We start from the raw sequence: 14,471 nt of genomic DNA on the forward strand, positions 1-14,471 counted from the left end.
TTCTCAACCAACTGAATTAACGGCCGTAGCCCTTCAGGTTAGCTTTCTTCAGTGCCGACTCGTACTGACTTGACATCATCAGAGTTTGCACTTGAGCCATAAAGTCCATGATGACGACCACTACGATGAGCAGTGATGTACCGCCAAAGTAGAAGGGAACCTTCATCGCATCACGCATGAACTCCGGGATAAGGCAGATAAAAGTAATATACAGCGCGCCGATTAAGGTCAGACGTGTCATTACTTTATCAATATACTTCGCCGTTTGCTCTCCCGGACGAATTCCCGGTACGAATGCACCAGACTTCTTCAGGTTATCTGCTGTTTCACGTGGGTTGAAAACCAACGCCGTATAGAAGAAACAGAAGAAGATGATTGCAGTCGCATAGAGTAGCACATAAAGCGGCTGTCCTGGCTGCAAATACAGCGAAATTGTTGTCAGCCAGTTCCAACCGGTACCGCCCCCGAACCACGATGCAATCGTTGCCGGGAACAGAATAATGCTGGAAGCAAAGATGGCTGGGATTACGCCCGCCATGTTCACTTTCAACGGTAAATGTGTGCTCTGTGCAGCGTAAACGCGACGACCTTGTTGACGTTTTGCGTAGTTCACCACAATGCGGCGTTGACCACGTTCAACGAAAATAACAAAGAAGGTCACGGCGAATACGAGTACTGCAACCAACAGCAACAGAAGGAAGTGCAGGTCGCCCTGCCGCGCTTGCTCGATGGTATGGCCAATGGCCGGCGGAAGACCCGCAACAATACCTGCGAAGATAATGATCGAAATACCGTTACCGATACCTCGTTCAGTAATCTGTTCGCCCAGCCACATCAGGAACATGGTTCCTGAGACCAGACTCACAACAGCGGTAAAGTAGAAAGCAAAGCCTGGATTCATCACCAGGCCCTGCATTCCTGGCATATTCGGTAAACCGGTAGCAATACCGATCGACTGAAATATGGCCAATACCAACGTACCGTATCGGGTGTACTGGCTAATCTTACGACGGCCAGCCTCCCCTTCTTTCTTAATTTCCGCTAACGCTGGATGAACCACCGTCAATAACTGGATAATAATCGATGCCGAAATATAGGGCATGATTCCCAGCGCGAAAATAGAAGCACGGCTGAGAGCACCACCAGAGAACATGTTGAACATTTCAATGATGGTGCCACGCTGTTGCTCAAGCAGTTTGGCAAGTACAGTGGCATCAATACCAGGGATTGGAATAAAAGAGCCAATACGGAAGACAATCAGTGCGCCGATGACAAACAGCAGTCTGCGTTTCAGCTCACCAAGGCCACCTTTGGCACTTTGAAAATCTAATCCCGGTTGTTTAGCCATCTGCTACTTATTCCTCGATTTTACCGCCAGCAGCTTCGATTGCAGCACGCGCACCTTTGGTGACACGCAGACCACGAACCGTTACCGGTGCAGAAACTTCACCAGACAGAATTACTTTAACGAATTCAATCTGAACACCGACAATGTTGGCTGCTTTCAGCGCGTTCAGGTCTACGATACCGCCTTCAACTTTCGCCAGATCAGACAGACGAATCTCTGTGGTGATCATTGCTTTGCGAGAGGTGAAACCGAATTTCGGCAGACGACGATACAGAGGCATCTGACCGCCCTCGAAACCGCGACGTACGCCACCGCCAGAACGAGAGTTCTGACCTTTGTGACCACGACCACCGGTTTTACCGAGGCCAGAACCGATACCACGACCCAGACGCTTGCTCGCGTGCTTAGACCCTTCGGCCGGAGACAGAGTATTTAGACGCATCTCTTACTCCTCCACTTTAACCATATAGGAAACCGCGTTAACCATACCGCGTACAGCAGGCGTATCTTCACGCTCAACGGTGTGGCCAATACGACGCAGACCCAGGCCAACCAGAGTGGCTTTATGCTTAGGCAAACGGCCAATAGCACTGCGGGTTTGAGTGATTTTAATAGTCTTAGCCATCGTGATTACCCCAGAATTTCTTCAACGGATTTACCACGCTTAGCAGCGACCATTTCCGGAGATTTCATATTGCCCAGGCCGTCGATAGTTGCACGAACCACGTTAATCGGGTTAGTAGAACCATAGGCTTTTGCCAGAACGTTATGAACTCCAGCGACTTCCAGAACGGCGCGCATTGCACCACCGGCGATGATACCGGTACCTTCTGAAGCCGGCTGCATGAACACGCGGGAACCCGTGTGTGCACCTTTAACTGGGTGCTGCAGGGTGCCGTTGGTCAGCGCGACGTTAACCATGTTGCGACGGGCTTTCTCCATCGCTTTCTGGATCGCTGCTGGAACTTCACGCGCTTTACCGTAACCAAAACCAACGCGACCGTTGCCATCGCCTACCACAGTCAGAGCTGTGAAGGAGAAGATACGACCACCTTTAACAGTTTTAGATACACGGTTTACCGCGATCAGTTTTTCCTGCAGTTCGCCAGCTTGTTTCTCGATGTGTGCCATCTTAGACCTCTACCTTAGAACTGAAGGCCAGCTTCACGGGCAGCATCTGCCAGTGCCTGGACGCGACCATGATATTGGAAACCGGAACGGTCGAAAGAGACACCTGTGATGCCTTTCTCGATTGCGCGTTCTGCAATAACTTTACCTACTGCAGCTGCGGCTTCTTTATTACCGGTATACTTCAGTTGTTCAGTGATAGCTTTTTCTACAGTAGAAGCAGCGACCAGAACTTCGGAACCGTTCGGGGCGATTACCTGTGCGTAAATATGACGCGGGGTACGATGTACCACCAGGCGAGTAGCACCCAGCTCTTTGAGCTTGCGACGTGCACGGGTCGCACGACGGATACGAGCAGATTTCTTATCCATAGTGTTACCTTACTTCTTCTTAGCCTCTTTGGTACGCACGACTTCGTCGGCGTAACGGACACCCTTGCCTTTATATGGCTCAGGACGACGGTAGGCGCGCAAGTCAGCTGCAACCTGACCAATCAGCTGTTTATCAGCGCCTTTCAGCACGATCTCAGTCTGAGTTGGACATTCTGCAGTGATACCCGCGGGCAGCTGGTGATCGACTGGATGAGAAAAGCCCAGAGACAGGTTAACCACGTTGCCTTTGATGGCCGCACGATAACCTACACCAACCAGCTGCAGCTTCTTAGTGAAGCCTTCGGTAACACCGATAACCATTGCGTTCAGCAGCGCGCGAGAAGTACCCGCCTGCGCCCAGCCGTCAACGAAACCTTCGCGTGGAGCGAAAGTCAGAGCGTTGTCAGCATGCTTAACTTCAACAGCATCATTGATAGTACGAGTCAGCTCGCCGTTTTTACCTTTAATCGAAATTACCTGACCGTTGAGTTTTACCTCTACGCCGGCAGGAACAACGACAGGTGCTTTAGCAACACGAGACATAGTATCCTCCGATTACGCTACGTAGCAGATAATTTCGCCACCAAGACCTGCCTGGCGCGCTGCACGATCAGTCATGACACCTTTAGATGTAGAAACTACAGCGATGCCCATACCAGCCATTACCTTTGGCAGCTCATCTTTTTTCTTATAGATGCGCAGGCCAGGACGGCTTACTCGCTGAATGCTTTCTACAACAGCTTTGCCCTGGAAATACTTGAGAGTCAGTTCCAGTTCCAGCTTGATGTCGCCTTCGATTTTGAAATCTTCAATATATCCTTCTTCCTTCAGAACGTTGGCAATTGCCAATTTCAGCTTGGAGGAAGGCATGGTGACCGCAACTTTGTTCGCGGCCTGACCGTTACGGATACGGGTCAGCATATCCGCGATCGGATCTTGCATGCTCATCTGTGTTACTCCCGTGATTCAATTGGTGACAATTACCAGCTAGCCTTTTTCAGACCCGGGATTTCACCGCGCATGGCGGCTTCGCGGACCTTGATACGGCTCAACCCGAACTTCCGCAGGAAACCGTGCGGACGACCTGTTTGACGGCAGCGGTTACGCTGACGTGAAGGGCTGGAATCACGTGGCAGACTCTGCAGCTTCAGAACGGCATTCCAACGATCTTCGTCAGAAGCGTTCACATCAGAAATGATCGCTTTCAGTTCAGCGCGTTTAGCGAAGAACTTGTCTGCTAATTTCACACGCTTAACTTCGCGTGCTTTCATAGATTGCTTAGCCATTAAGTAACCCTACCTTACTTACGGAACGGGAAGTCAAAGGCAGCCAGCAGTGCACGGCCTTCATCATCAGATTTCGCAGTAGTGGTAATGGTAATATCCAAACCACGAACGCGATCGACTTTGTCGTAGTCGATTTCTGGGAAGATGATCTGTTCACGCACACCCATGCTGTAGTTGCCACGGCCGTCGAATGACTTAGCGGACAAGCCACGGAAGTCACGGATACGTGGAACAGCAATGGTGACCAGACGCTCAAAGAACTCCCACATGCGCTCGCCACGCAGAGTTACTTTACAGCCGATCGGATAGCCCTGACGGATTTTGAAGCCTGCAACTGATTTGCGTGCTTTGGTGACCAGCGGTTTTTGACCGGAGATTGCTGCCAGGTCAGCTGCTGCGTTATCCAGCAGTTTCTTGTCAGCGATCGCTTCACCAACACCCATGTTCAGGGTGATCTTCTCGACCCGAGGGACTTGCATGACAGAATTGTAGCCAAACTCTGTCATGAGTTTCTGGACTACTTCGTCTTTGTAGTAATCATGCAGTTTCGCCATCGTACTACTCCAAATTACTTGATAGTTTCGCTGTTAGACTTGAAGAAACGGACTTTTTTGCCGTCTTCGAATCTAAAGCCTACACGGTCAGCCTTACCAGTTGCCGCGTTGAACAGTGCAACGTTAGAAACCTGAATTGCAGCTTCTTTTTCAACGATGCCACCTGGCTGGTTCAGAGCCGGAACCGGCTTCTGATGTTTCTTCACCAGGTTGATACCTTCAACGATGACCTTACCAGAAGACAGGACATTCTTAACTTTACCGCGCTTACCTTTATCTTTACCGGTTAACACGATAACTTCGTCGTTACGACGGATTTTAGCTGCCATTGTTCGCTCCTTAGAGTACTTCTGGTGCCAGAGAGATAATTTTCATGAACTTTTCATTACGAAGTTCACGAGTTACCGGCCCAAAAATACGCGTACCGATAGGCTGCTCACTGTTATTGTTCAGAATAACGCATGCATTACCATCGAAGCGAATGACAGAACCGTCCGGGCGACGAACACCCTTCCTGGTGCGCACCACTACCGCCTTCAGGACATCACCTTTTTTGACTTTACCACGAGGAATTGCTTCCTTGATGGTAACTTTGATGATGTCACCGACGCCTGCGTAGCGACGGTGCGAGCCACCCAGAACCTTGATACACATTACGCGACGTGCACCGGAGTTGTCGGCGACGTTCAGCATAGTCTGTTCTTGGATCATTTTAGTGCTCCGCTAATGTCAACTACTACTTCGGGACCTAAACCTCAGGTCGTTAGAAAGCCCCATAATTGAGGGCGCGGCATTGTAACACCGGTTCTCACAGATGGGTAGAAAAAATAAACGGCTCTCAATCGAGCCGCTGATTTTCCCTGATGACAGGGAGGGCGTATTCTAGGGAATAGTGCGAACAGTAGCAAATGTAATCTGCCTTATTTTTCGTCGCTTCCTGAATAAAGCGCCCTTTATGCTCAACTAACCAGTTTACTGGCCAGTTGGTTATGCTGGCGCAACAGGGCTGGCAGTTCAATTCCTGCCAGTTGACCGTCCCGCACCCGCACTTTTCCGTTGATGATGCTGTAAGCAACCTGCCCTGGATTACAGAACACCAGCGCAGCCACCGGATCGTGCCCTGCCCCGGCAAGCCCCACCTGATTGAGGTTAAAAATCGCCAGGTCAGCCATCATGCCGGGGGCAATCGCTCCCACATCGTCACGGTTAAGCACTTTCGCCCCGCCCAGCGTCGCCAGCTCCAGCGCCTGGCGCGCGGTCATGGCATCGGGACCAAACCCGACCCGCTGCAATAACAGCGCCTGGCGTACCTCGGCAATCATGTCTGAGCTGTCATTCGACGCAGAGCCATCCACGCCCATGCCAACATGAACGCCGGCATCGCACATATGACGCACTGGAGCGATGCCCGAGCCGAGTCGCATATTGGAGCAGGGACAGTGCGCCACGCCGGTGCCGGTCCGCGCAAACAGCTCAATGCCATGCTGATCCAGTTTGACGCAGTGTGCATGCCAGACATCCGGTCCGACCCAGCCGAGATCCTCCACATACTGCGCCGGGGTCATATTGAACTTTTCACGGCTGTAGCGAATATCACTGACGTTCTCCGCCAGATGGGTATGCATGGAGACCTTAAAGCTACGGGCCAGCGTGGCGGACTGCTTCATCAGTTCACGACTGACGGAAAACGGTGAACATGGCGCAACCACGATACGTAACATCGAACCGTGGCTGGCATCGTGGTAGCGCTCAATGACGCGCTGTGAATCTTTCAGGATGGCTGCTTCATTCTCAACCAGAGAATCTGGCGGTAAGCCGCCCAACGATTTCCCCACACTCATGCTGCCCCGGCTGGCATGGAAACGCATCCCCATCAGGGCGGCGGCTTCGATACTGTCATCCAGCTGGCAGCCATTCGGGTAGACGTAGAGATGGTCACTGGTGGTGGTACAGCCTGAGAGCATCAACTCGGCCATCGAAATCTGGGTTGAGATATGGATCATCTCAGGCGTCAGGTTCTGCCACAATGGATAGAGGTGTGTCAGCCAGTTGAACAGCTCACCATTTTGCACCGCAGGAATGGCACGGGTCAGGCTCTGGAACATATGGTGATGCGTATTGATCAGGCCAGGGATCACAATATGGCCACGCAGATCGATAATCTCATCGGCGTTATCGGGTATCGTGCTGGCTTCTCCCACCGCCACGATCTGATTTCCTTTAATCAGGATGCTGGCGTTGCGTATTTCCCGACGGTCGGCGTCCATGCAAACCACACATTCAGCGTTCTTTAATAACAGCGTTCGTTCCATGCTATTGCCTGTGGGTTGTGGCGTGTTACCCGATAATAGCGGCAGCTTGCTGGCTGAGCCAATGGCGGGTAACGCGGCCGCTAACAGTGGCAATTTTAACAGTGACCGGCGCAGGCGGTCAGGACTCTCCATTTTCACAGCACATCTCCTTGTACAGTTGTGATGGCCCTGGTCCTGTTCAGCCCAGGGCTTTCAGGCCAGTTCGCCTGAAGAGTCGCAGCATAGTCCTGAGGATCGGCCGAATTTGTGAGCGCTATCAAATCTCCATTGCCACCGGCACAAATGGATCAAGCCCAAGCCAGAGGCAAAAAAAAACCCCCTGCCGAAGCAGAGGGTTTCTCAGAAAAAACGTTCTTATTACAGAACCGCTTTCTCAATTACGCGAACCAGGGTCCAGGATTTAGTCTTGGACAGTGGACGGCATTCGCGGATTTCTACCACGTCGCCAATTCCACATTCATTGTTCTCGTCATGGATGTGCAGCTTAGTCGTACGTTTAATGAATTTGCCGTAGATCGGGTGTTTCACGAAACGTTCGATAGCGACAACTGCAGATTTCTGCATTTTGTCACTTACTACACGACCCTGCAGAGTACGGATTTTATCGGTCATTACGAACCCGCCTTCTCAGTCAGTAAAGTCTTAACGCGCGCAACATCACGGCGAACCTGCTTCAGCAGATGAGTCTGCTGGAGTTGGCCAGATGCTGCCTGCATGCGCAGGTTAAATTGCTCACGCAGCAGATTAAGCAGCTCAGTGTTCAGCTCTTCAACGCTTTTTTCACGCAGCTCTGTTGCTTTCATTACATCACCGTCTTAGTTACAAAGGTGGTTTTGATAGGCAGTTTTGCTGCTGCCAGCTTGAATGCTTCACGGGCCAGCTCTTCTGGTACGCCGTCCATTTCATACAGGACTTTACCAGGCTGGATCAGGGCAACCCAATACTCCACGTTACCCTTACCTTTACCCATACGCACTTCCAGCGGCTTCTCGGTGATCGGTTTGTCCGGGAATACTCGGATCCAGATCTTACCTTGACGCTTAACTGCACGGGTCATAGCACGACGTGCTGCTTCGATCTGACGAGCAGTCAGACGACCACGGCCAACAGCTTTCAGACCGAAAGTACCGAAGCTGACATCCGTACCCGCAGCCAGACCGCGGTTACGGCCTTTGTGCACCTTACGGAATTTCGTACGCTTTGGTTGTAACATCAGCGACTCTCCTTACTTACGGCCTTTACGCTGCTGCTTTTTAGGTTGAGCAGCCGGTTCCGGTTGTTCAACAGCAGCCATACCACCCAGGATCTCACCTTTGAAGATCCATACCTTAACGCCAATTACACCATAAGTGGTGTGCGCTTCAGAGGTGTTGTAGTCAATGTCAGCACGCAGAGTGTGCAACGGCACGCGACCTTCACGATACCATTCGGTACGTGCGATCTCGGCGCCGCCCAGACGGCCGCTAACTTCAACTTTAATCCCCTTCGCGCCCAGACGCATGGCGTTCTGAACCGCACGCTTCATAGCACGACGGAACATCACACGACGCTCCAGCTGTGAAGTGATGCTATCAGCAACCAGTTTTGCGTCCAGTTCCGGCTTACGGACTTCAGCGATATTGATCTGTGCAGGAACGCCCGCGATATTCGCGACGACCGTGCGCAGTTTTTCTACGTCTTCGCCTTTCTTACCGATAACGATGCCAGGACGAGCGGTGTGAATAGTCACGCGGATGCTCTTCGCTGGACGCTCGATAACGATACGAGATACAGACGCTTTAGCCAGTTCTTTAGTCAGGAACTGACGTACTTTAAAATCGCTGTCCAGGTTGTCAGCGAATTCTTTGGTGTTCGCAAACCAGGTAGAGTTCCATGGTTTTACAATACCCAGGCGAATACCATTAGGATGTACTTTCTGACCCATTGCTAGTCTCCAGAGTCTCAGCGATCGGACACAACCACAGTAATGTGGCTGGTGCGCTTCAGGATGCGATCTGCACGACCTTTGGCACGCGGCATAATGCGTTTCATGGTCGGACCTTCATCTACGAAAATTTTCGTGATTTTCAGATCGTCGATATCAGCGCCATCGTTGTGTTCGGCGTTAGCAATGGCAGATTCCAGGACTTTCTTAACCAGTACAGCCGCTTTCTTGTTGGTGTAGGTTAAAATATCCAGAGCCTGCGACACTTTCTTACCGCGAATCAGGTCAGCCACCAGGCGTACCTTCTGAGCAGAAGAACGAGCATGGCGATGTTGAGCAATAGTTTCCATCTCTTCCTCCTACTTATTTCTTCTTGGCTTTCTTATCAGCAGCATGGCCGCGATAAGTACGTGTCGGTGCAAATTCACCCAGCTTGTGGCCGACCATCTCGTCGGAAACAAAGACAGGAACGTGCTGACGACCATTATGGACAGCGATGGTCAAACCGATCATGTTAGGGAAGATCGTTGAACGACGGGACCAGGTGCGCAAAGGCTTCTTGTCTCCGCTTTCCACCGCTTTCTCTACCTTCTTCAGCAAGTGCAGGTCAATAAAAGGACCTTTCTTGAGAGAACGTGGCATGGCTTATCCTCTAAAATTATTTGCTACGGCGACGTACGATAAATTTATCAGTACGCTTGTTGCTACGGGTCTTCTTACCTTTGGTCTGAACGCCCCACGGAGTGACCGGGTGCTTACCAAAGTTACGACCTTCACCACCACCGTGCGGGTGATCAACTGGGTTCATCGCGGTACCACGAACGGTCGGACGAACACCACGCCAACGGGCTGCACCAGCTTTACCCAGAACGCGCAGCATATGCTCAGCGTTGCCGACTTCGCCCAGTGTTGCGCGGCAGTCAGACTCGACTTTACGCATTTCACCTGAACGCAGACGCAGGGTAACGTAAGAACCTTCACGCGCAACGATCTGCACGTAAGCACCAGCTGAGCGAGCAATCTGACCGCCTTTGCCTGGTTTCATTTCTACGTTATGCACGGTTGAACCCACCGGGATGTTACGCATCGGCAGAGTGTTACCTGCTTTGATCGCAGCATCAACGCCAGATTGGATCTGGTCGCCGGCTTTCAGGCCTTTAGGGGCCAGGATGTAACGGCGCTCGCCGTCTTTGTACAGAACCAGTGCGATGTTCGCAGAGCGGTTCGGATCGTACTCAAGACGTTCAACAACTGCCGGGATACCGTCTTTGTTGCGTTTGAAGTCAACAATACGATAAGCCTGCTTGTGACCACCACCGATATGACGGGTAGTGATACGACCATTGTTGTTACGGCCACCGGATTTGCTGTTTTTTTCTACCAGCGGGGCAAATGGTTTGCCCTTGTGCAGCTCCGCGTTTACCACTTTAACTACATGGCGACGACCCGGAGATGTCGGTTTACATTTAACAACTGCCATTGTCTTTCTCCTCCGACTTACTCAGCGCCGCCAGCGAAGTCCAGATTCTGGCCTTCTTTCAGGGTGACGTAAGCTTTTTTCCAGTCGCTACGACGACCGATACGCTGTCCTTGACGCTTAACTTTGCCCTTAACAACCAGGGTGTTTACGTCTTTAACTTCTACTTCGAACAGTTTCTCAACAGCAGCAACGATCTCTGCTTTGGTCGCGTCATTAGCAACTTTGAGAACGATGGTATTGGTTTTTTCCATCGCGCTAGATGCTTTTTCAGATACGTGCGGCGCGCGCAGTACTTTCAGCAGACGTTCTTCACGGATCATGCCAGCATCTCCTCAACTTGCTTAACTGCATCAGCAGTCATAACGACTTTGTCGAAGGCGATCAGGCTAACTGGATCGATACCTGCTGCATCACGCACGTCAACCTTGTACAGGTTACGCGCAGCCAGGAACAGATTCTCATCCAGTTCACCGGTGATGATCAGCACGTCTTCCAGCGCCATGTCTTTCAGTTTCTGTACCAGCAGCTTGGTTTTCGGTGCTTCTACAGCAAATGATTCGACAACGATCAGACGATCTTGACGTACCAGTTCGGACAGGATGCTTTTCAGCGCGCCGCGGTACATCTTTTTGTTAACTTTTTGACTGTGGTCCTGCGGCTTCGCAGCAAAGGTCACGCCACCTGAACGCCAGATTGGGCTCTTTACAGAACCTGCACGCGCACGGCCGGTGCCTTTTTGACGCCATGGCTTTTTGCCTGAACCGGTTACTTCGGCGCGGGTTTTCTGCGCACGAGTACCCTGGCGAGCGCCAGATGCGTAAGCAACAACAACCTGGTGAACCAGCGCTTCGTTGAAATCACGACCGAAGGTAGTTTCGGAAACAGTCAGCGCGCTCTGCGCGTCTTTCAATACTAATTCCATTGCTATCCCCTTACGCCTTCACAGCTGGTTTAACGATCAGGTCGCTACCGGTAGCACCGGGAACTGCACCTTTAACCAGCAGCAGGTTGCGCTCAGCGTCAACACGTACTACGTCCAGACTCTGAACGGTTACGCGCTCATTACCCAGCTGACCTGCCATTTTCTTGCCTTTGAACACTTTGCCCGGAGTCTGGTTCTGACCGATAGAACCCGGAACGCGGTGAGACAAGGAGTTACCGTGAGTCGCGTCCTGGGTACGGAAGTTCCAGCGCTTAACGGTACCGGCGAAACCTTTACCTTTAGAGGTACCGGTTACGTCAACTTTTTTAACTTCAGCGAAAATCTCAACGCTGATGCTCTGACCTACGGAGTACTCATCACCTTCAGCGGTGCGGAATTCCCACAGGCCACGGCCAGCTTCAACGCCAGCTTTAGCAAAATGACCAGCTTCAGGTTTGGTCACACGGTTTGCTTTTTTAGCACCGGTGGTAACCTGAATTGCCTGGTAACCATCGTTCTCCAGGCCTTTGACCTGAGTTACGCGGTTCGCTTCAACTTCGATTACGGTGACGGGGATAGAAACGCCATCTTCAGTGAAGATGCGGGTCATGCCCACTTTTTTACCGACTAAACCAATCATTGTTTCAACCTCTCAATCGCTCGATGACCTGATTAACCCAGGCTGATCTGCACGTCAACACCGGCAGCCAGATCCAGACGCATCAGAGCATCAACCGTTTTTTCAGTTGGCTCAACGATGTCTACCAGACGCTTGTGAGTGCGGATTTCGTACTGATCACGCGCGTCTTTGTTAACGTGCGGAGAGATCAGAACGGTAAAACGCTCTTTGCGGGTTGGCAGCGGGATTGGACCACGAACCTGCGCACCAGTGCGCTTGGCGGTCTCAACGATTTCCGCGGTTGATTGATCGATCAGACGATGATCAAACGCTTTAAGACGGATACGGATTCTTTGGTTCTGCATGAGACCAGAGCTCCAAACTTTTTATAGACGAAAAAAATTACTACTCGAACCCATTACGATTGATGGGAGAGTGTAATCGTTCAGCATATAACTCCCCAATTGGGAGTATTGTCAGGCGGCCTAAATTTCAGCCGTCTGCGATTCTGCTCGAATCGCGCCTGTAATATCTACAGGCCCGCGCATTATACGTAAATCTGTTCAGGAAGCAACCCGCATTGCGGTATTCGTCCTGAAATAGTGGCTCATCATTGAGAGCCGGGTCGCACCGCCCTGCCGCTTTAATGATAAAGCCACTACTCCTTTGCGAGATGATTTCCGCTGTTATCCATTGCGGGATGACAGGCAATTCTCTGGCGCTGAAAGTGAGCAGAACCTTTATTGCGGAGCCTGCTGATGTTACCTGACCTGATGACCTCTATCGCTACTCTCGCTGGCGGCGCGGCGACCGGCAGTTTCCTTTCCCTGGCCTGCCAGCGCTTCACGCCCTCTGCCTCACCGGCCGCGTGGTTCAGGGCGCTCTGTTTCCCCGCCTCAGGCTGTGACCATTGCCAGCGGCGTCTGCGGTGGCGCGATACCCTGCCGCTGATAAGCTGGCCACGCTTAAAAGGACGGTGTCGCTTTTGCCACCACGCTTTCAGCGCCCACAGCTTTATCTGTGAAGCATTGATGGCTCTGCTTTGTCTGCTGGTGCTGCACAGCTTTACCAGCCTGGCCGCCGCTCTCTATGTTGTCGCTGCATCCAGCCTGTTACTGGTGGTGGCGGCCATCGATCGCCAGCATCTCTGCATACCTGACCCGCTCAATTATCTGCTGCTCTGGCTGGGATTAACGTACGCCACCACCAGTGGAACCGAAGCTGCGGCCATAGCAGGTGCGCTATCGGGCTACAGCGTGCTATGGCTGCTTGGCTGGAGCTATCGGTATGTGCGGGGATATGAAGGAGTGGGTTATGGCGACATGAAGCTTTTTGCAGCGCTGGGCGCCTGTTGTGGCTGGCAGGTGTTGCCAGCTATCGCGGTGGGTGCCACCTCACTGGCGCTGCTGACAATCGCCCTGCAACGGCGGGATTTATATCAGGGAGATAGCCCGCTGCCGTTTGGCCCTTTCCTGGCCATTGCGGGCTGGATAACGATCGTACTACAGACCCGATTTACTCTGGTTTGATTTGCGCCTGTAGGTAATTCTGGATACCCATCTTCCTGATTAACTCAAGCTCGGTCTCAATCCAGTCGATGTGGTGCTCCTCATCCGCCAGGATTTCAATCATCATGTCACGACTGACATAGTCATGAACTTTATCCGCATAAGAGATAGCTTCCCGCAGATCTTTAGCGCCCTCCAGCTCCAGGGCAAGATCTGAGCCCAGCATCTCTTCAACATCTTCACCGATACGCAGACGGCCCAGATCCTGGAGATTAGGGATGCCCTCAAGAAAAAGAATGCGTTCAATATACTTATCGGCATGCTTCATCTCATCGATCGACTCGTGATATTCAACATCATTGAGGCGCGTCAGACCCCAGTTCCTGAACATACGCGCATGCAGAAAATACTGGTTGATGGCAACCAGCTCATTTCCAAGCAGTTTATTGAGATGACTGATAACTTTAATATCGCCCTTCATGGTTAACCCTCCGCGTCTGTTTTATTAGAGCGTAGATGCGGTTAAAAAGAAGTCAAAAAAACGCGATAGATATTGTGGGTATTCCCACAGGGATGTCAGTCAGGCTATCTCTTTGTAGAGCGGTGCATGCTGCAACTCGTTGTCCATGATTTCACGCGCAGCGCGAATGCATTTGCCACACTGCTTGCCGACCGGCACAAACTGACGCAGCTGCTGGATAGACTGAGGCTGATAGCGACGCACGACTTCTCGAAGGGTTTTATCACTGATGGCGTTACACAGGCAGACGTACATTCTCTTATCACTCTGGTACATTTTCTGCACACAGTGTAAATGCGAATCGTTTTTATTACAAACCTACCCTTTGCAGGGTTATGCCGCTTTTTAAATAAAAAAAGAGCACCGAAGTGCTCTTTCTGTTCTGTTGCAGTGGCCGTTTGCACGACCACAGCAGGTATCACAATTAAGCGATAACTTTAGCAACAACACCCGCGCCAACGGTACGGCCACCTTCGCGGATTGCGAAGCGCAGACCTTC

Annotated in this window: 26 protein-coding genes and 1 pseudogene; 1 reads left to right on the forward strand and 26 read right to left on the reverse strand. The window is 51.6% G+C overall.

Going from position 1 to position 14,471, the window contains the following annotated elements; all coding sequences use genetic code 11:
* Positions 1-16: 16 nt before the first annotated feature.
* The 23 genes from secY to rpsJ all read right to left on the reverse strand — a co-directional run bounded on the left by secY (position 17) and on the right by rpsJ (position 12,309).
* Entirely contained in the window at positions 17-1,348 is a 1,332-nt protein-coding gene (gene secY / locus ACCW71_RS19690; protein WP_337012459.1) for a preprotein translocase subunit SecY, read from the reverse strand.
* Positions 1,349-1,355: 7 nt separating this feature from the next.
* Positions 1,356-1,790 (reverse strand): 50S ribosomal protein L15, encoded by a 435-nt coding sequence (rplO, locus tag ACCW71_RS19695; RefSeq protein WP_436374285.1) that lies wholly within the window; start codon positions 1,788-1,790, stop codon positions 1,356-1,358.
* A 3-nt stretch (positions 1,791-1,793) separates the two neighbouring features.
* Positions 1,794-1,973, reverse strand: coding sequence for a 50S ribosomal protein L30 (gene rpmD, locus ACCW71_RS19700; RefSeq protein WP_031376672.1), 180 nt, complete (start codon positions 1,971-1,973; stop codon positions 1,794-1,796).
* Between the two features lie 5 nt (positions 1,974-1,978).
* Positions 1,979-2,479 carry a 30S ribosomal protein S5 gene (gene rpsE / locus ACCW71_RS19705; protein WP_003850164.1) on the reverse strand — a complete coding sequence of 167 codons (501 nt, stop codon included), beginning with the start codon at positions 2,477-2,479 and terminating at the stop codon, positions 1,979-1,981.
* Positions 2,480-2,493: 14 nt separating this feature from the next.
* Positions 2,494-2,847 (reverse strand): 50S ribosomal protein L18, encoded by a 354-nt coding sequence (rplR, locus tag ACCW71_RS19710; RefSeq protein ID WP_031376674.1) that lies wholly within the window; start codon positions 2,845-2,847, stop codon positions 2,494-2,496.
* Positions 2,848-2,856: 9 nt separating this feature from the next.
* A complete protein-coding gene (gene rplF, locus ACCW71_RS19715) occupies positions 2,857-3,390 on the reverse strand; it encodes a 50S ribosomal protein L6 (RefSeq protein ID WP_128085578.1) in 534 nt (177 codons plus the stop codon).
* Positions 3,391-3,402: 12 nt separating this feature from the next.
* Positions 3,403-3,795 carry a 30S ribosomal protein S8 gene (rpsH, locus tag ACCW71_RS19720; RefSeq protein WP_003850158.1) on the reverse strand — a complete coding sequence of 131 codons (393 nt, stop codon included), beginning with the start codon at positions 3,793-3,795 and terminating at the stop codon, positions 3,403-3,405.
* 32 nt (positions 3,796-3,827) lie between these two features.
* Positions 3,828-4,133, reverse strand: coding sequence for a 30S ribosomal protein S14 (gene rpsN, locus ACCW71_RS19725; RefSeq protein ID WP_010618564.1), 306 nt, complete (start codon positions 4,131-4,133; stop codon positions 3,828-3,830).
* A gap of 14 nt (positions 4,134-4,147) precedes the next feature.
* A complete protein-coding gene (gene rplE, locus ACCW71_RS19730; RefSeq protein WP_003850155.1) occupies positions 4,148-4,687 on the reverse strand; it encodes a 50S ribosomal protein L5 in 540 nt (179 codons plus the stop codon).
* A 14-nt stretch (positions 4,688-4,701) separates the two neighbouring features.
* A complete protein-coding gene (gene rplX / locus ACCW71_RS19735; RefSeq protein WP_003850150.1) occupies positions 4,702-5,016 on the reverse strand; it encodes a 50S ribosomal protein L24 in 315 nt (104 codons plus the stop codon).
* A 10-nt stretch (positions 5,017-5,026) separates the two neighbouring features.
* Positions 5,027-5,398 (reverse strand): 50S ribosomal protein L14, encoded by a 372-nt coding sequence (gene rplN, locus ACCW71_RS19740; protein WP_038629760.1) that lies wholly within the window; start codon positions 5,396-5,398, stop codon positions 5,027-5,029.
* 248 nt (positions 5,399-5,646) lie between these two features.
* On the reverse strand, positions 5,647-6,999 hold the full coding sequence (locus ACCW71_RS19745) for an 8-oxoguanine deaminase (protein ID WP_436374299.1): 1,353 nt from the start codon (positions 6,997-6,999) through the stop codon (positions 5,647-5,649).
* A 357-nt stretch (positions 7,000-7,356) separates the two neighbouring features.
* Positions 7,357-7,611 (reverse strand): 30S ribosomal protein S17, encoded by a 255-nt coding sequence (gene rpsQ, locus ACCW71_RS19750; protein ID WP_003850147.1) that lies wholly within the window; start codon positions 7,609-7,611, stop codon positions 7,357-7,359.
* A complete protein-coding gene (gene rpmC / locus ACCW71_RS19755; RefSeq protein WP_003850146.1) occupies positions 7,611-7,802 on the reverse strand; it encodes a 50S ribosomal protein L29 in 192 nt (63 codons plus the stop codon). The genes rpsQ and rpmC overlap by 1 nt, the downstream gene beginning before the upstream one ends.
* Positions 7,802-8,212: a 50S ribosomal protein L16 gene (gene rplP, locus ACCW71_RS19760; protein ID WP_008927134.1), complete on the reverse strand. Its 411-nt coding sequence runs from the start codon at positions 8,210-8,212 to the stop codon at positions 7,802-7,804. The genes rpmC and rplP overlap by 1 nt, the downstream gene beginning before the upstream one ends.
* 12 nt (positions 8,213-8,224) lie before the next feature.
* On the reverse strand, positions 8,225-8,923 hold the full coding sequence (gene rpsC, locus ACCW71_RS19765; RefSeq protein ID WP_009087585.1) for a 30S ribosomal protein S3: 699 nt from the start codon (positions 8,921-8,923) through the stop codon (positions 8,225-8,227).
* Positions 8,924-8,940: 17 nt separating this feature from the next.
* Positions 8,941-9,273 (reverse strand): 50S ribosomal protein L22, encoded by a 333-nt coding sequence (rplV, locus tag ACCW71_RS19770; RefSeq protein ID WP_046289651.1) that lies wholly within the window; start codon positions 9,271-9,273, stop codon positions 8,941-8,943.
* A gap of 13 nt (positions 9,274-9,286) precedes the next feature.
* The gene (gene rpsS, locus ACCW71_RS19775) at positions 9,287-9,565 is read right to left on the reverse strand and encodes a 30S ribosomal protein S19 (RefSeq protein ID WP_001138115.1); all 279 of its coding nucleotides are present in this window, start codon (positions 9,563-9,565) and stop codon (positions 9,287-9,289) included.
* 16 nt (positions 9,566-9,581) lie between these two features.
* A complete protein-coding gene (gene rplB / locus ACCW71_RS19780) occupies positions 9,582-10,403 on the reverse strand; it encodes a 50S ribosomal protein L2 (protein WP_008927137.1) in 822 nt (273 codons plus the stop codon).
* 17 nt (positions 10,404-10,420) lie between these two features.
* Positions 10,421-10,723: a 50S ribosomal protein L23 gene (rplW, locus tag ACCW71_RS19785; protein ID WP_003850708.1), complete on the reverse strand. Its 303-nt coding sequence runs from the start codon at positions 10,721-10,723 to the stop codon at positions 10,421-10,423.
* Positions 10,720-11,325, reverse strand: a complete 606-nt coding sequence (gene rplD / locus ACCW71_RS19790) for a 50S ribosomal protein L4 (RefSeq protein WP_243080099.1) — start codon at positions 11,323-11,325, stop codon at positions 10,720-10,722. The genes rplW and rplD overlap by 4 nt, the downstream gene beginning before the upstream one ends.
* A gap of 10 nt (positions 11,326-11,335) precedes the next feature.
* On the reverse strand, positions 11,336-11,965 hold the full coding sequence (gene rplC / locus ACCW71_RS19795; protein WP_337012452.1) for a 50S ribosomal protein L3: 630 nt from the start codon (positions 11,963-11,965) through the stop codon (positions 11,336-11,338).
* 32 nt (positions 11,966-11,997) lie between these two features.
* Positions 11,998-12,309, reverse strand: coding sequence for a 30S ribosomal protein S10 (rpsJ, locus tag ACCW71_RS19800; protein ID WP_001181005.1), 312 nt, complete (start codon positions 12,307-12,309; stop codon positions 11,998-12,000).
* Between the two features lie 393 nt (positions 12,310-12,702).
* Here rpsJ and ACCW71_RS19805 point away from each other — a divergent pair, with 393 nt between their 5' ends.
* Positions 12,703-13,473, forward strand: a complete 771-nt coding sequence (locus tag ACCW71_RS19805; protein ID WP_436374293.1) for a prepilin peptidase — start codon at positions 12,703-12,705, stop codon at positions 13,471-13,473.
* Here the strand turns inward: ACCW71_RS19805 and bfr are convergent.
* From bfr to ACCW71_RS19820, 3 genes and pseudogenes are all read right to left on the reverse strand, one after another.
* Positions 13,460-13,933: a bacterioferritin gene (gene bfr, locus ACCW71_RS19810; protein WP_436374295.1), complete on the reverse strand. Its 474-nt coding sequence runs from the start codon at positions 13,931-13,933 to the stop codon at positions 13,460-13,462. The genes ACCW71_RS19805 and bfr overlap by 14 nt on opposite strands.
* 99 nt (positions 13,934-14,032) lie before the next feature.
* Positions 14,033-14,227 carry a bacterioferritin-associated ferredoxin gene (gene bfd, locus ACCW71_RS19815; protein WP_436374301.1) on the reverse strand — a complete coding sequence of 65 codons (195 nt, stop codon included), beginning with the start codon at positions 14,225-14,227 and terminating at the stop codon, positions 14,033-14,035.
* Between the two features lie 169 nt (positions 14,228-14,396).
* A pseudogene (locus tag ACCW71_RS19820) lies at positions 14,397-14,471 on the reverse strand (EF-Tu/IF-2/RF-3 family GTPase); the annotation flags it as partial.

The sequence above is a fragment of the Pantoea sp. C2G6 genome (assembly GCF_051336815.1).
GTDB lineage: Bacteria > Pseudomonadota > Gammaproteobacteria > Enterobacterales > Enterobacteriaceae > Pantoea.

Bases quoted from the DNA above. Each gene is read 5' to 3' on its own strand.
- rpmC (WP_003850146.1), bottom strand. From the start codon at position 7,802: ATGAAAGCAACAGAGCTGCGTGAAAAAAGCGTTGAAGAGCTGAACACT.
- ACCW71_RS19745 (WP_436374299.1), bottom strand. From the start codon at position 6,999: ATGGAACGAACGCTGTTATTAAAGAACGCTGAATGTGTGGTTTGCATG.
- rplB (WP_008927137.1), bottom strand. From the start codon at position 10,403: ATGGCAGTTGTTAAATGTAAACCGACATCTCCGGGTCGTCGCCATGTA.
- rpsC (WP_009087585.1), bottom strand. From the start codon at position 8,923: ATGGGTCAGAAAGTACATCCTAATGGTATTCGCCTGGGTATTGTAAAA.
- rpsJ (WP_001181005.1), bottom strand. From the start codon at position 12,309: ATGCAGAACCAAAGAATCCGTATCCGTCTTAAAGCGTTTGATCATCGT.
- rpsN (WP_010618564.1), bottom strand. From the start codon at position 4,133: ATGGCTAAGCAATCTATGAAAGCACGCGAAGTTAAGCGTGTGAAATTA.
- rplO (WP_436374285.1), bottom strand. From the start codon at position 1,790: ATGCGTCTAAATACTCTGTCTCCGGCCGAAGGGTCTAAGCACGCGAGC.
- rpsQ (WP_003850147.1), bottom strand. From the start codon at position 7,611: ATGACCGATAAAATCCGTACTCTGCAGGGTCGTGTAGTAAGTGACAAA.
- bfr (WP_436374295.1), bottom strand. From the start codon at position 13,933: ATGAAGGGCGATATTAAAGTTATCAGTCATCTCAATAAACTGCTTGGA.
- rplN (WP_038629760.1), bottom strand. From the start codon at position 5,398: ATGATCCAAGAACAGACTATGCTGAACGTCGCCGACAACTCCGGTGCA.
- bfd (WP_436374301.1), bottom strand. From the start codon at position 14,227: ATGTACGTCTGCCTGTGTAACGCCATCAGTGATAAAACCCTTCGAGAA.
- rplV (WP_046289651.1), bottom strand. From the start codon at position 9,273: ATGGAAACTATTGCTCAACATCGCCATGCTCGTTCTTCTGCTCAGAAG.
- rpmD (WP_031376672.1), bottom strand. From the start codon at position 1,973: ATGGCTAAGACTATTAAAATCACTCAAACCCGCAGTGCTATTGGCCGT.
- rplC (WP_337012452.1), bottom strand. From the start codon at position 11,965: ATGATTGGTTTAGTCGGTAAAAAAGTGGGCATGACCCGCATCTTCACT.
- rpsH (WP_003850158.1), bottom strand. From the start codon at position 3,795: ATGAGCATGCAAGATCCGATCGCGGATATGCTGACCCGTATCCGTAAC.
- rpsS (WP_001138115.1), bottom strand. From the start codon at position 9,565: ATGCCACGTTCTCTCAAGAAAGGTCCTTTTATTGACCTGCACTTGCTG.
- rplW (WP_003850708.1), bottom strand. From the start codon at position 10,723: ATGATCCGTGAAGAACGTCTGCTGAAAGTACTGCGCGCGCCGCACGTA.
- rplX (WP_003850150.1), bottom strand. From the start codon at position 5,016: ATGGCAGCTAAAATCCGTCGTAACGACGAAGTTATCGTGTTAACCGGT.
- rplP (WP_008927134.1), bottom strand. From the start codon at position 8,212: ATGTTACAACCAAAGCGTACGAAATTCCGTAAGGTGCACAAAGGCCGT.
- rplR (WP_031376674.1), bottom strand. From the start codon at position 2,847: ATGGATAAGAAATCTGCTCGTATCCGTCGTGCGACCCGTGCACGTCGC.
- rplE (WP_003850155.1), bottom strand. From the start codon at position 4,687: ATGGCGAAACTGCATGATTACTACAAAGACGAAGTAGTCCAGAAACTC.
- rpsE (WP_003850164.1), bottom strand. From the start codon at position 2,479: ATGGCACACATCGAGAAACAAGCTGGCGAACTGCAGGAAAAACTGATC.
- ACCW71_RS19805 (WP_436374293.1), top strand. From the start codon at position 12,703: ATGTTACCTGACCTGATGACCTCTATCGCTACTCTCGCTGGCGGCGCG.
- rplF (WP_128085578.1), bottom strand. From the start codon at position 3,390: ATGTCTCGTGTTGCTAAAGCACCTGTCGTTGTTCCTGCCGGCGTAGAG.
- secY (WP_337012459.1), bottom strand. From the start codon at position 1,348: ATGGCTAAACAACCGGGATTAGATTTTCAAAGTGCCAAAGGTGGCCTT.
- rplD (WP_243080099.1), bottom strand. From the start codon at position 11,325: ATGGAATTAGTATTGAAAGACGCGCAGAGCGCGCTGACTGTTTCCGAA.